Here is a 12,548-nt window from a genome sequence, read left to right as displayed (position 1 = left end):
TCGGTTGCATCGATCCGGCACGGAGAGGCCCCCATGGCGGAGATCAGCGCGGTCGAGAGCGCGACGGGCAGCCATCACGCATGGCCGGTCGAACTGCGCCTCTCTGCAGACCGCCGTCGCCTGACTGTCAGCTTTGATGACGGGCATATTTTCGCCCTCGATGCCGAATATCTGCGCGTCGAGAGCCCGTCGGCGGAGGTTCAGGGCCATTCGCCGGCGGAACGCAAATATATCGGTGGCAAGCAGGACGTCCAACTGATCGGCATCGACCGCGTGGGTCACTACGCGGTGCGCCTCAGCTTCGACGACATGCACTCCACCGGCATCTATTCATGGGATTATCTCTATGAGCTCGGACGTGACCGCGACGCCATCTGGAAGCGCTACCTCGACGGGCTCGCGGCCGCCGGAGGCTCAAGAGCCCGCCAGGGCCGGTGATCCGAAGCCCGCCGACGGTTCGCCGGCGGATCGCGCCGCCGCGGACCTGCCGCCCGAGGATCGCGCCAAGCTCGACGAACTGGCCGCCGCGCTCGACGGCTTTTCCCAGCAGCGCGCCGCGGCCGATGACGAGACCGAGGCCATCGTCGACGGTTTCACGCTCCAGCACCCGGCCGAGACGGATCCCGTGCCGCCGTCGCCTATGCCCGCCGCCCAATACGCCCCAGTTTCCGCGAATGCCGAGAACGCCCCGATGATCCCGTGGATCGAGACCAAGCAGTTCACCGTCGACCTGTTCCCCTCCTGGGCCAAGACCGAGGGCGACAAGGAATGGAGCCTCGGCGCCGTGACAGTTGATGTCGGCGACATTTCCCGTCGCTTCGACCAGGTCATCGCCGAGCTCAATCAGGACCAGTGGGAGATCAAGATGGTCGTCCCGCTCGACAAGAGCCTGACCTATCACGAGCACCAGAAGGTCGTCCGCCAGGGCAACCGCCGCGAGGCGGAAGCCGTGCTCGGCGCTTTCGGCCTCGGCTGGGCGGCCGGCACGACGGCCTCGCTCCTGCTCGTATGCCAGCGCACGGAATGGCTCGACCAGGCCGATTACAAGGCGCGCATCAAGGTGCGCAACGACAAGCTGGCCGGCGAGCAGCGCGCCCGCGACCGCGAGACCTCGCTGGAGCACAACAAGGGCATCAACGCCAAGATCACGGCGGCGCAGAAGGTCCTCGACGACCTGCGCGCCAATGGCGTGACGGTGAAGAAGTCCGGCTTCCTGCGCGGCGAGAAATTCGTCGTCGACACCGCCGAGTTCACCAACCGCACCGAGGCCGAATCGGCCCTGCGCGCCCGGATCGGCGAGTTGGAAGCCGATCTTGCTGCCCTGCCACGGCAGCTGCGCCCGCTCGACTGACGCGGTTCGGGTGCCCCCGGGCGCCGTGGTCGGGGCGGCCGGGCGGTTGAAGTCGCGAACTTGCGTGCTAGTTTCCCCCCAACGACGGCACCAAGGCCGCGACCGGATCAGTTCCATAGGGGGAAACATGACGACTTCGATCTCCAGGCGTACCGCGCTCAAAATCGCGGCGGGCGCCGGTGCCGCGCCCTTCGTGGCGTCGGAAGGATTTGCCCAGAGCTACCCGGCGCGTCCGGTGACCTGCATCGTGCCGTTCGGCGCGGGCGGATCGACCGACGTGATCGGCCGCATCGTCTGCGAGCGCCTGTCGGTCAAGCTCGGCCAGAGCTTCGTGATCGAGAACAAGGCCGGCGCCGGCGGCAATGTCGGCGTCGCGGCGACCGCCCGCGCGTCCAATGACGGCTATACGATCGGCATGACCACGATCGCCAACCATGGCATCAACCCGAATCTGTACGGGGATCGGCTGCCCTTCAAGCCGCTCGACGATTTCGAGTTCCTGTCGCTGTCCTCGTCGCAGCCGAATTTCATGTGCGTGCATCCCTCGGTGCCCGCCCAGACGCTGCCCGAGTTCATCGCCTATCTGAAGGCCAATCCCGGCAAGGAGAATTTCGGCTCGTCCGGGATCGGCACGTCGATCCACCTGTCAGGTGAGTTGTTCATGCAGCTGACCGGCACGCGCATGACGCACGTGCCGTTCCGCTCCTCGGCAGGCCTCGTGCAGGGCCTGATCACCGGCGAGGTCAAGCTCTCCTTCGACAATTTCACCTCGCCCTATCCGCACTACAAGTCGGGCGCGCTCCGTGGCTTCGCGGTCACCTCGCTGAAGCGCGCCGCCATCGCGCCGGAAATTCCGGCTCTCGCGGACACGCTGCCGGGCTTCGACATCACCTCGTGGAACGGCTTCGTCGCGCCCAAGGGCACCCCGAAGGAAATCTGCGAGCGGCTGTCGAAGGCGCTGCAGGAGGTTCTCGCCGAGCCCGCCGTGGTGAAGCGCTTCGAGGAGATGGGCGCGGAATCGACCCCCTCGACGCCCGATCAGATGCGGCAGAAGTCGGTGAGCGAGATGGCCAAGTTCAAGCAGATCATCGATACCGCGCAGATCAAGCTGCAGAACTGATGCGACTCACGCGTGATGGAGCGCCCGGCTGTCGCCCGGCGCTTCATCGCGGTTCTCCTCCATGCCGTAGTCGCGGATGATCGAGGCGACGCGCAGCCGGTATCCCGCGAAGACGCCGGATCGGCCGGCTGCCTGCGCCGAGCGGTGCATCGGGTGGTTGCGCCAGGCCGTCACCGCCGCTTCGTCGCGGAAGGTCGAGAGCGACAGCATCTTGCCGGGATCGGTGATGCTCTGGAATCGCTCGACCGCGATGAAGCCGTCGATCTTCTCCAGCTCCACGCGCAGCTTGGCGGCGATGTCGAGATAGGCCTCCTTGCGCCCGTCGGCCGGCCGCACCTCGAAGATGATCGCGATCATGGGCGTGTCCTCCAGCACGGCAATTCCGCGCTCCTGCTTGTCTGATCCTTATAGCAAAGTCCGCTCACCGGAGTGACCCTGCAAGCGGCTTTTGACAGGGCACGGCCATGCATGTTCCGGTGGCGGCCGAACCTTTCGGAGCCGCGCCGTCCCATGACCTTCGGCCTTTTCTTCGCGACCCTCGCCGCGGCGATGATCTACGTCCTGACGCCGGGGCCGGCCTTCCTCGCGCTCTTCGCGCTGGCTGCGAAGGAGGGGCGCATGTCCGGCACCTGGTTCGTCACCGGTCATCTCGTCGGCGACGTGCTCTGGGGCACGCTGGCTCTCGCCGCCATCGTCGGCGTCAACCAGCTCGGACCCCTGCTGTTCGAGACGCTGGGCATCGTCTGCGGCGCCTATCTGATCTTCCTTGGCGTCAAGGCCATGCTGGCGAAGGAGGCCTCCGGCACGACGGTCATCGGCGGCCGACATCCGCTGCTGGCCGGCCTCGTGTTCGGCATCACCAATCCGAAGGCCTATCCGGTGTCGGTCGCCATGTTCACGGTGCTGGTCGGCCACTATTCGGGCCTGCTGACCTGGGACATGGCGCCGCTGGTCATGATGGTCGCCTTCCTCGGCTTCATCCTCGCCGACGTGATCCTGGTCGCCGTCGCCGGCCTGCCGGCGGTCAGGCGCTTCTTCATGACGCGCGGGCTGATCGTCACGCGGCTCGTCGGTCTCACCTTCGTCCTGTTCGGCGCCAAGTCGGTGACGGATGCGGTGCAGAGCTATCGCGGGCGCGCATGATCCGCTAAGCCGCGCGGCATGAGCGCCGCCGCGACCGCCACGCCCTTCGCCCGCCTGCCGGCAGATCCCGCGCGCGCCACGCTGGCGCTGATCGCCGGATTCACGGCGCTGCGCATCGCCTTCGCCGCCATGCTCGGTTTCGGCGTTGATGAGAGCTACACGCTGGGGCAGGCGCGTCACGTCGCTCTCTCCTATTTCGACCATCCGCCGCTGCATCTGTGGCTGGCCCATGCCTCGATGCTGATCTTCGGCACGACCTGGGCCGTGCGGCTGCCGTTCATCGTCATGTTCGCCGGCACGTCATGGCTGATGTTCCGCCTGACCGAGCGGCTGTTCGGCGGCTGGCCGGCCGTCTGGTCCGTTCTGGCGCTGAACTGTTCGCTGTTCTTTCTGGCGTCGCCGGGCACATGGATCGTGCCGGACGGGCCGCTGCTGTTTTTCCTCGCGGGCGGCATGCTGGCGCTGGCGCGGCTGTTCTTCCCCGCGGAGGACGAGGCTCCGTCGCCGTGGCGCTCATGGCTGCTCGCGGGGCTCTGCTTCGGCCTTGCGGGTCTCTCCAAATACTCGGCGGTCTTCGTCATTGCCGGGCTGGCGGTCTTCCTGATCGCCACCGAGCATCGGCGCTGGCTCGTCCATCCGGCTCCCTACATCGGTGCGCTGGTGGCCGCTCTCTGCGTCTCGCCCATCGTCATCTGGAACCTTGCCAACGACTGGGCCTCGCTGAAGTTCCAGGCCGGGCGCGGCGGGGGCAGGGGGCTGACGCTCGCCGCCTTCGCGCAGATGCTGGCCGGCCAGTTCGTCTGGCTGGCGCCCTGGATCGCCGTGCCGCTCGCCACCATTTTCGGTGCCAGCTTTGCCCGCCTGCGCGAGCCGCGCGTGTTGTTCTGCCTGTCGCTGGCCGCGCCGACGATCCTCTATTTCACGGTGCAGTCGCTCTGGTCGGGCTGGGCGCTGCCGCACTGGCCCATGCCCGGCTGGTTCTTCGTCTTTCCCCTGCTCGGCGCATGGATGGTCGCCAACCCCGACGCCAGTCCGTCGCCGGGCGCCTGGGCGAAATGGTGCCTCGGCCTTGCCGTGGCCCTGCCGCTGGTCATCGGCGGGATCGGTGCGACCGGCATCCTCACCCGCTTCGGCGTGCCGGTGCGGGCCGACCCGACCATCGACGCCTTCAACTGGACGGAATTGCGCCCGCTGCTCGTCGCGCGCGGCGTCGGCCCGAGATCGGGTCCGGTCGTCGTCGCGCTGACCTGGAACGAGGGTGGCAAGATCGACCTCGCCGTGGGCGACCGCGCCGACGTCATGGTCATCGGCCCCGACCCGCGCGGCTTCGCCTTCCGGCAGGTCCAGCGGGCCTATCTCGGCGCGGACATCCTCATCGTGGCCCTTGCCGGCACATGGGCGCGCCAGCAGCAGGCGCTGCAAAGCCAGTTCGTGGTGATCGGCGAGCCGGAGCGCGTCTCCATCGGCCGGGGAGGCCGGCCTGAACTCGACCTCGTCATCGTGCCGGCGAAGGGGCTGAGATCGCGCGCGCCGGTGAGCGTCGCCGTGGCGCGCTGACGCGGTGCAGCGAAAAAAGGGCGGCGCCTCGCGACGCCGCCCCGAAATCCGCGACCCGTGCCGCGTTACTGGATGCCGCCGAGCATCATCAGCTTGATCTCGATGAACTCGTCGAGACCGTAATGCGACCCCTCGCGGCCGATGCCGGATTCCTTCACGCCGCCGAAGGGCGCGATATCGACGCCGACGAGGCCGGTATTGATGCCGACCATGCCGTATTCGAGCGCCTCGGCGACCCGGAAGATGCGGCCGACATCGCGGCCATAGAAGTAGCTGGCAAGGCCGAACTGCGTGGCGTTGGCGAGCGCGACGGCCTCGTCCTCGGTCTTGAACCGGTAGATCGGCGCGACCGGGCCGAAGGTCTCCTCGCGGGTCACCTGCATGTCGGAGGTCACGCCGGAGATGACGGTCGGCTCGAAGAAGGTGAAGCCGAGGTCGGAGCGCTTGCCGCCGGTTTCGATCTTGCCGCCCTTGGCGACGGCATCCTTCACATGCGCCTCGACCTTCTCGATGGCGGCGGCCTTGATCAGCGGGCCCTGCATGACGCCGGCCTCGACGCCGTTGCCGACCTTCAGCTCGCGCACCTTGGCGGTGAACTTGGCGACGAATTCGTCGTGGACCTTGTCCTGCACGTAGATGCGGTTGGCGCAGACGCAGGTCTGGCCCATGTTGCGGTACTTGGAGATCATCGCGCCCTCGACCGCCGCGTCGATGTCGGCGTCGTCGAAGACGATGAAGGGCGCGTTACCGCCGAGTTCGAGGCCGACGCGCTTCACGGTGGCGGCGGCCTGCGCCATCAGCAGCTTGCCGACCGGCGTCGAGCCGGTGAAGCCGATGAAGCGGACGGTCGGGTGCTCGCACCAGGTCTTGCCGATGGGGGCGGCGTCGCCCGTGATGATGTTGAGGACACCGGCGGGCAGGCCGGCGCGGTGGGCGAGCTCGGCCAACGCCAGCGCGGTCAGCGGCGTCTCCGGCGCGGGCTTCACGACCATGGTGCAGCCGACCGAGATCGCCGGCGAGCATTTGCGGGTGATCATCGCCGCCGGGAAATTCCACGGCGTGATGGCCGCGCAGACGCCGATCGGCTGTTTGGCGACCAGCACGCGGTGGTCGTTGCGGTGCGTCGGCACGATGTCGCCATAGACCCGGCGGGCCTCTTCGGCGAAGAACTCGACGAAGGACGCGGCATAGGCGACCTCGCCCTTGGCCTCGGCCAGCGGCTTGCCTTGCTCGGAGGTCATGATCAGGCCGAGATCGTCGGTGTTGGCGATCATCAGGTCGAACCACTTGCGCAGGATGTTCGAGCGCTCCTTGGCGGTCTTCTTCGACCAGAGCTTGAACGCCTTGTCGGCATGGTCGACGGCCTCGGCCGCTTCCTTCGCGCCGAGACGCGGTACATGGCCGATGGTCTGGCCGGTGGCGGGGTTGATGACCGGATCGACGGGAGAGCCGACCCATTCGCCGTTCACATAGCACTGCGACTTGAGGAGGCTCGGATCCTTGAGCGGCAGGGGCGTGGTCTTCAGGGGCGCGTTCATCATGGCCTCCGCGGCTGGAATGAGAGGCGCGCTTTCTATCATCCGCCCCGATCCGCCGCATCCCGTTTCGCGCAGGGCAGGGGGCCGCAGGCGCGACGCCGGGTGACAGGGGCGGCGGGTTCCGGCATGAGGGGGCGAGACAGGAAGGTCCGACCGAACCAATGACCGCCCCCACCATCGTTTTCGACCTCGACGGCACGCTCGTCGATACCCATCCCGACCTGATCGGCACGCTGTCGTGGCTGCTCGAGGAAGAAGGATTGCACCCGGTCGACCTGAACGAGGCGAAGAAGCTGATCGGTCATGGCATGAGGCCGATGATCGAGAAGGCGCTGCGGCTCCAGGGGCGCGGCAGGGAAGCGGCCGAGGTCGAGCGCGTCTACGACCGTTATGTCGAAGCCTACGAGAAGCGCATCGCGCGCGACAGCCGGCCCTTCCCCGGCATCCTCGCGGCGCTCGACAGGCTGGCGGCCGAGGGCATGGTGCTTGCCGTCTGCACCAACAAGATCCAGCGTCTGGCAAAGTTGCTGCTGGACGAACTCGACATGACCCGCCGCTTCGCCTTCATCTCGGGTTCGGACACCTATCCGGTGCGCAAGCCCGATCCCGGCCATCTGCTGATGACCATCCGCGACGCGGGCGGCGATTCCACTCGCGCGGTGATGGTCGGCGATGCCGAGCCCGATATCCGGGCCGGGCAGGCAGCGGGCGTGCCGGTCGTCGGTTTTGCCGGCGGCTATACCGCGATCCCGTTGGAACAGCTCGGGCCCGATGCGATCATCGGCCACTACGACGAGCTTCCGGCCGCCGTGGCGCGCCTTCTGACCCCCGTTTCTATGGCGTAATACTTTCGCCTGATAAATCTTGGAGAAATCTGCATTTAAGTGGCTATTTACCATGTTCGACTAGCCTGCCGGCAATGTGCCTGCCCCACGAAGGGCGGCCGGGGGACGACCGATGGGTTTTGGCCAGTTGCTGAAGGGGCGGCCCGCGCCGCCCGGCGATGTCGTGCATGAGTTCGAGGCGCCGGCGGCCGACGCGGAGGCCGGACTGCTGCGCCACCGGATCGCGCAGGTCCGCCACACGCTCGACCTCGTCGAGTCCGATCTGATGAAGGTGATCCGCGACGTCTCGGCCTCCGCCGACCGCGTCCACGACGGCACTGCGGCTGCCATGCACGCGCTGACCGGCATCCGGGATCGCTCCCGCGCCCTCGACCAGATGACCGCCAGCGCCACCGAAAATTCGCGGCAACTCGCGGCCGCGACTGAGGAATTCGCTCAGAGCGCCGGCGAGATCGGCAGCCAGGTCCATCAGGCGACGCAACTGACGCAGGGCGCCATCGCCGCGGCCGGCGCGGCGTCAAGGAGCGTCGACAGCCTGCGCGCCTCCTCCACCGAGATCGACCAGGTGGTCGGGCTGATCGCCAAGATCGCCCGGCAGACAAACCTGCTCGCCCTCAACGCCACCATCGAGGCCGCCCGCGCCGGGGAGGCTGGCAAGGGCTTCGCGGTGGTTGCCAACGAGGTGAAGAACCTCAGCCAGGAGACGCAGCGGGCGACCGACGAGATCGCGCGCCGTATCGCCCAGCTTCAGTCCGACAGCCAGGCTTCCATCGGCGCCGTTCACCAGATCGCCGAGGCGGTCGAGGCGATCCGGCCGGTCTTCGCCTCGGTCGCCAGCGCCGTCGACCAGCAGGTCGCCACGATCAGCGAGATCTCCCGCTCCGCTTCCGATACCTCCCGCTTCATCGAGACGGTTTCGGCGGAGGCTGCGGCCATCGATCGCGCCGCCAACGACGCCACCGGCACCTCCGCCGAGGCGGATGCTGCGGGCCGCGAGGCGCAGGCGCTGGCCGGAAAGCTGCGTTCGCGCTTCACCATCTTCCTGCGCCAGTCAGAAATCGGCGACCGGCGCGGCGACGACCGCCTGCCGGTCGATATCCCCGTGCGGATTGCCGGCCGCAAGGGCGCGGCGCAGGCGCGCACCGTCGATCTGTCGGCCGGCGGCATGCTGCTCGCCGTCGCCGATGCCAAGCCATTTTCGGTCGGCGAGAGCTACGACTGCACGGTCGACGGCATCGGCCAGATCCGCGTGAAGCTGGTCGGCACGTCCGGCCTTGGCCTGCACTGCCAGTTCGAGCGCCTTGGCGACAAGGTCCGCGCGGCGGTGGACGACCGGCTTGCAGGCTTGCGCGCCGCCGATTCCGGCAAGGTGGAGACCGCCCAGCAGGTGGCAGCCGAAATTGCCGCGGCCTGCGAAGGCGCGATTGCCGCGGGCCGGATCGCGGTCGACGACTTCTTCGACAACGATTACGCGCCCATCTCCGGCACCAATCCGGTCCAGTACACCACGCGCTATCTGAAGGTGCTGGAGGACATCCTTCCCGCAATCCAGGAGCGATGGCTCGCGACCGACAAGCGCATGGCCTTCTGCGCGGCGGTCGACCGCAATGCCTATCTGCCGGTGCATAACCGCATCTACTCGCACCCGCAGAAGCCGAACGATCCCGCCTGGAACATGGCGAACTCCCGCAACAGGCGCATCTTCGACGACCGTGCGGGTCTTTCGGCGGCCCGTTCGATCCGCCCCTTCCTGATCCAGTCCTATGCCCGCGACATGGGCAACGGCACGATGGTGATGATGAAGGAGATCGACGCGCCGATCCGCATAGCCGGCAAGCACTGGGGTGGTCTGAGGATGGCCTACAAGCTGTGATCCGCCGCCGGATGGCCGATGCCGGCGCCATTCGACGGCAGGCGTCGCCGCTGACGGATCAAATGCGCGGAATAGCGTTAGGGCGTGGTCAACCGCATCCGCGCAAAACCCTCCCGCCGTTTACCATGCGTCCATCAGCGCTGGTGGATAGTTCCCGTGAACGGGGCCTATTGCAGGGGCGACGCATGACCATGATCAGCCTTCAACTGCCGCCGGATCTCCTCGCGGCCGTCGACCGCTTCATCGAGGAAGACAGCCCGGCTGTCTCGCGCAACGACGCGATGCTCGCGGCGCTTCGCGCCTGGGCGGTCGGCAACGGACTGATGTTGAGCTGGCGCGGCCCGGCGGAACCGCCCGCGACCTGGCCGCAGGCCGCCAACGACGGCTGAGCGGCCTCGCGGCATTTTACCGGCAACCGAAGCGCCCCGGTCGGGATCACCCGGTCGGGGTTTCACTTGTCTTGGGTCCGCTTCGGCCCCATTCCCGAGGCCGTCGCCTTCTAGGGAGCGGTCAGCGGCGACTTCGCGTGCGGGCCTTCGGGAGGCTTGCTCGCGGGATCGGCGGGCTTCTTGTCGTCGCGGCCGGACATGCGAGGCGACCCGCGTCGCAGGCCGACTGTTCCAGCGCGATCCGGGTCAGGGTTCGTCCGCCGTCAGCATGGGAGCCGCCGCGACGGCCTCAGGCCCCTTGGGATTGCCCGGCCCCGTCTCGCAGCCGAGGTCGGGCAGGGCGATGATACGCTGTCCGCGGATGTCCGGCCGAACGACGAACAGCCCGCGCTCCTCGAAATAGTCGATGAGACGGCGCGCCCGGCTCGGCGAATGGCTGCCGTAGATGCGGGCGATGGTCGCATCCGACGGGCAGGGCTCGCCCGCCAGGGCTGCGCGCGCGATGACCAGAAACACGCCCTGCAGTTCGTCCGGCAGGCTGGCCGAGAGGTCCAGCGCCCGCGCCCAGACCTCGTCGCCTTCGGCCGCCGTATCGACGCCGGCCCGCGCCACGGCGAGGCGTCGGCGGAACGTCGCGAGCGTCGGCGGCTCGCCGGGGACGCGGCGGATGCGGCAGCGGACGAGAAAGTCCTGATAGAGCACGGCCACGCTGCGGAAACCGGCATCGGGGTCGGCGAGAATGTCGCGCAGCACCGCGTCGATCAGCGCCACGCGTTCGGCCTCCGGCATGGCCGGTGCGGCCGGTTCCGGCGGGCTCGCGGCCGCCGAGGCCCGGTGCTGGGCAAGCTGGGCGAGGATGTCGGCGGTTGGCGGCGGTGCCGGAGGCGGCGGCCGCCGCAGCAGGATCGGCTGCTTTTCCTCGGCGCCCGGCGTGAAGATCAGGTCGCGTGCGTCGGCCGGCTCGGGGTGGTCGGGCAACGGCGTCAGCTTGGGACTGGTCGACCGCGCCGCGGTCTCCACGGCGCCGATGGTCACCGGCAGCGGTCGGCGCGAGAGAGCGGGCCCCAGCGCGACGAAATCACCGCGCACGAGGTCACGGAACATCTCGGACTGCCGCCGGTCCATGCCGAGGAGGTCGGCCGCACGCGCCATGTCGATATCGAGAAAGGTGCGGCCCATCAGGAAGTTGGACGCCTCGGCCGCGACGTTCTTCGCAAGCTTGGCGAGGCGCTGCGTGGCGATGACGCCGGCAAGGCCGCGCTTGCGGCCCCGGCACATCAGATTGGTCATCGCGCCGAGCGAGAGTTTGCGCGCATCGTCCGAGACCTCGCCCGCAGCCGCAGGCGCGAAGAGTTGCGCCTCGTCCACCACCACGAGAACCGGATACCAGTGGTCGCGCTCGGCATCGAACAGCCCGCCGAGGAAGGCTGCCGCCGCGCGCATCTGCTGCTCGACGTCGAGGCCCTCGAGATTGAGCACGACCGAGACGCGGTGCTGGCGGATGCGACCGGCGATGCGGGTCAGCTCGACTTCCGGACGCTCGGCATCGACGACGACATGGCCGAAACGGTCGGCCAATGTGACGAAATCGCCTTCCGGATCGATGATGCATTGCTGCACCCACGGCGCGCTCTGCTCGATGAGGCGGCGCAGCAGGTGCGACTTGCCGGACCCGGAATTGCCCTGAACCAGCAGGCGGGTCGCCAGAAGCTCCTCGAGATCGAGCATGGCCGCCGGCCCGGAGGGCTGCGACCCCATGTCGATTTGGACCTTCATGCCGATTCTTCCGTCCTCCGCCCGAAGGGGCGGCGCCTTCCTAGCATCCGGCGGCCGGCGGCGGGCGCGGGGCTTGTCGGCAACCCACAGGAAATGGTGGGCAGCCTGCCGGCAGGGCGGTATCGGGCGGTGAGTTGCCCGTGCGCCAGGCCGGGCGTTGAATGGGGTGCCCCCGCTCGCTCCGGCGCGTGCGGGCTCAAATCAGGAGGAAGCGTAAATTCGGACTGCTTTCCGGAACGGGCTGATGAACCAACACCACGCATGCTGCGACATAGGACTGGCCGGAACCTGTGACCCGGTCGAACACGAGGAGGAGCAGATGCCGGCAGCCGGGGTTCTCAGGTGCGGTGCAATCATCTTCGGACTCAGCCTTTCCGCCGGAATGCTCCTCGCCGAGACGGCGCAGGCGCAGAGTGGCGGGTATTGGCGAAACGGCGTCTTCTATTCGCGCGACGGGCATTATCAGGACCATCGCGGCAACAGCAGCCCGAATCGCCCGCGCTGGATTCCCGCGCGGCCGTCGGGCCAGGGCAGCCACTATCAGGATCATCGTGGCGACCGGCCCCCCGGACCGCGCAGTCCCGGCTATCAGAACCCCTACCTGCCGGGTTCGACGGCAACTCCGCCGCGTGGACCGACCGTCAATAGCTCCGGCCAGCATTCCGGCGCCCGGGTCGGGCCGGCCATGGGCGGTGGCGGTGGTCATTCGTCGGGGCGGCGCTAGGCCACGCGGCTTCCTTGGGCCGGCGGTGCCAGGCTCGCCGCTTGGTCTCGAGCCGCGCCGTTGCCCACCTGGATGTTCCACCAGCCGAAAGCAGTACCTAGGCTCTTGATTTCAAATGGAATGGTGGGCGCGGCAGGGATTGAACCTGCGACCCCTCCCGTGTGAAGGGAGTGCTCTCCCGCTGAGCTACGCGCCCGTATCGCCGCGAGGCGAATTGGGAGCCGCGTTCCTA

The 12,548-nt window shown here is 68.1% G+C and carries 12 protein-coding genes and 1 tRNA gene; 9 read left to right on the top strand and 4 right to left on the bottom strand.

The genetic code is table 11. From position 1 onward, the window contains the following. Positions 1 to 33: 33 nt before the first annotated feature. The 3 genes from JNK84_RS05600 (at position 34) to JNK84_RS05590 (ending at position 2,471) form a co-directional block, all read left to right on the top strand. Positions 34 to 438, top strand: a complete 405-nt coding sequence (locus JNK84_RS05600; RefSeq protein WP_293421409.1) for a DUF971 domain-containing protein — start codon at positions 34 to 36, stop codon at positions 436 to 438. Then, positions 359 to 1,351, top strand: a complete 993-nt coding sequence (locus tag JNK84_RS05595; protein ID WP_293421407.1) for a hypothetical protein — start codon at positions 359 to 361, stop codon at positions 1,349 to 1,351. Before JNK84_RS05600 ends, JNK84_RS05595 begins: the two co-directional genes overlap by 80 nt. A 127-nt stretch (positions 1,352 to 1,478) precedes the next feature. Beyond that, entirely contained in the window at positions 1,479 to 2,471 is a 993-nt protein-coding gene (locus tag JNK84_RS05590) for a Bug family tripartite tricarboxylate transporter substrate binding protein (RefSeq protein WP_293421405.1), read from the top strand. Between the two features lie 6 nt (positions 2,472 to 2,477). On the opposite strand, the gene JNK84_RS05585 is transcribed toward JNK84_RS05590, so the two are convergent. Beyond that, complete coding sequence (locus JNK84_RS05585; protein ID WP_293421403.1) at positions 2,478 to 2,828, bottom strand: antibiotic biosynthesis monooxygenase family protein; 351 nt, start codon at positions 2,826 to 2,828, stop codon at positions 2,478 to 2,480. A gap of 153 nt (positions 2,829 to 2,981) precedes the next feature. Between JNK84_RS05585 and JNK84_RS05580 the strand changes: the two genes are divergently transcribed. Continuing rightward, positions 2,982 to 3,614 carry a LysE family translocator gene (locus JNK84_RS05580; RefSeq protein WP_293421401.1) on the top strand — a complete coding sequence of 211 codons (633 nt, stop codon included), beginning with the start codon at positions 2,982 to 2,984 and terminating at the stop codon, positions 3,612 to 3,614. A gap of 18 nt (positions 3,615 to 3,632) precedes the next feature. Then, on the top strand, positions 3,633 to 5,171 hold the full coding sequence (locus JNK84_RS05575) for an ArnT family glycosyltransferase (RefSeq protein ID WP_293421399.1): 1,539 nt from the start codon (positions 3,633 to 3,635) through the stop codon (positions 5,169 to 5,171). A gap of 65 nt (positions 5,172 to 5,236) precedes the next feature. On the opposite strand, the gene JNK84_RS05570 is transcribed toward JNK84_RS05575, so the two are convergent. Beyond that, a complete protein-coding gene (locus JNK84_RS05570; RefSeq protein WP_293421397.1) occupies positions 5,237 to 6,709 on the bottom strand; it encodes an NAD-dependent succinate-semialdehyde dehydrogenase in 1,473 nt (490 codons plus the stop codon). Between the two features lie 161 nt (positions 6,710 to 6,870). On the opposite strand from JNK84_RS05570, the gene JNK84_RS05565 reads away from it, so the two are divergent. The 3 genes from JNK84_RS05565 to JNK84_RS05555 all read left to right on the top strand — a co-directional run bounded on the left by JNK84_RS05565 (position 6,871) and on the right by JNK84_RS05555 (position 9,816). Beyond that, positions 6,871 to 7,554, top strand: coding sequence for an HAD-IA family hydrolase (locus JNK84_RS05565; RefSeq protein ID WP_293421395.1), 684 nt, complete (start codon positions 6,871 to 6,873; stop codon positions 7,552 to 7,554). A 112-nt stretch (positions 7,555 to 7,666) separates the two neighbouring features. Then, on the top strand, positions 7,667 to 9,427 hold the full coding sequence (locus tag JNK84_RS05560; protein WP_293421393.1) for a methyl-accepting chemotaxis protein: 1,761 nt from the start codon (positions 7,667 to 7,669) through the stop codon (positions 9,425 to 9,427). 185 nt (positions 9,428 to 9,612) lie between these two features. Next, positions 9,613 to 9,816 (top strand): ribbon-helix-helix domain-containing protein, encoded by a 204-nt coding sequence (locus tag JNK84_RS05555; RefSeq protein ID WP_293421391.1) that lies wholly within the window; start codon positions 9,613 to 9,615, stop codon positions 9,814 to 9,816. Between the two features lie 246 nt (positions 9,817 to 10,062). Here the strand turns inward: JNK84_RS05555 and JNK84_RS05550 are convergent, their stop codons facing one another. Continuing rightward, positions 10,063 to 11,592, bottom strand: a complete 1,530-nt coding sequence (locus JNK84_RS05550; protein WP_293421389.1) for a helicase HerA domain-containing protein — start codon at positions 11,590 to 11,592, stop codon at positions 10,063 to 10,065. A 244-nt stretch (positions 11,593 to 11,836) separates the two neighbouring features. On the opposite strand from JNK84_RS05550, the gene JNK84_RS05545 reads away from it, so the two are divergent. Next, entirely contained in the window at positions 11,837 to 12,316 is a 480-nt protein-coding gene (locus JNK84_RS05545) for a hypothetical protein (RefSeq protein WP_293421387.1), read from the top strand. 121 nt (positions 12,317 to 12,437) lie between these two features. On the opposite strand, the gene JNK84_RS05540 is transcribed toward JNK84_RS05545, so the two are convergent. Beyond that, positions 12,438 to 12,512, bottom strand: a tRNA-Val gene (locus JNK84_RS05540). Positions 12,513 to 12,548: the final 36 nt, after the last annotated feature.

This window comes from Phreatobacter sp., from assembly GCF_016793595.1.
Taxonomy (GTDB): Bacteria; Pseudomonadota; Alphaproteobacteria; order Rhizobiales; family Phreatobacteraceae; genus Phreatobacter.
The sequence above is the reverse complement of the archived record's forward strand: the minus strand, read 5'-3'. Positions and strand labels throughout refer to the sequence as shown.

Excerpts from the sequence above, each read along its gene's own strand:
- JNK84_RS05600 (WP_293421409.1), top strand. The coding sequence starts at position 34 with ATGGCGGAGATCAGCGCGGTCGAGAGCGCGACGGGCAGCCATCACGCA.
- JNK84_RS05555 (WP_293421391.1), top strand. The coding sequence starts at position 9,613 with ATGACCATGATCAGCCTTCAACTGCCGCCGGATCTCCTCGCGGCCGTC.
- JNK84_RS05570 (WP_293421397.1), bottom strand. The coding sequence starts at position 6,709 with ATGAACGCGCCCCTGAAGACCACGCCCCTGCCGCTCAAGGATCCGAGC.
- JNK84_RS05565 (WP_293421395.1), top strand. The coding sequence starts at position 6,871 with ATGACCGCCCCCACCATCGTTTTCGACCTCGACGGCACGCTCGTCGAT.
- JNK84_RS05550 (WP_293421389.1), bottom strand. The coding sequence starts at position 11,592 with ATGAAGGTCCAAATCGACATGGGGTCGCAGCCCTCCGGGCCGGCGGCC.
- JNK84_RS05560 (WP_293421393.1), top strand. The coding sequence starts at position 7,667 with ATGGGTTTTGGCCAGTTGCTGAAGGGGCGGCCCGCGCCGCCCGGCGAT.
- JNK84_RS05585 (WP_293421403.1), bottom strand. The coding sequence starts at position 2,828 with ATGATCGCGATCATCTTCGAGGTGCGGCCGGCCGACGGGCGCAAGGAG.
- JNK84_RS05580 (WP_293421401.1), top strand. The coding sequence starts at position 2,982 with ATGACCTTCGGCCTTTTCTTCGCGACCCTCGCCGCGGCGATGATCTAC.
- JNK84_RS05590 (WP_293421405.1), top strand. The coding sequence starts at position 1,479 with ATGACGACTTCGATCTCCAGGCGTACCGCGCTCAAAATCGCGGCGGGC.
- JNK84_RS05545 (WP_293421387.1), top strand. The coding sequence starts at position 11,837 with ATGAACCAACACCACGCATGCTGCGACATAGGACTGGCCGGAACCTGT.
- JNK84_RS05575 (WP_293421399.1), top strand. The coding sequence starts at position 3,633 with ATGAGCGCCGCCGCGACCGCCACGCCCTTCGCCCGCCTGCCGGCAGAT.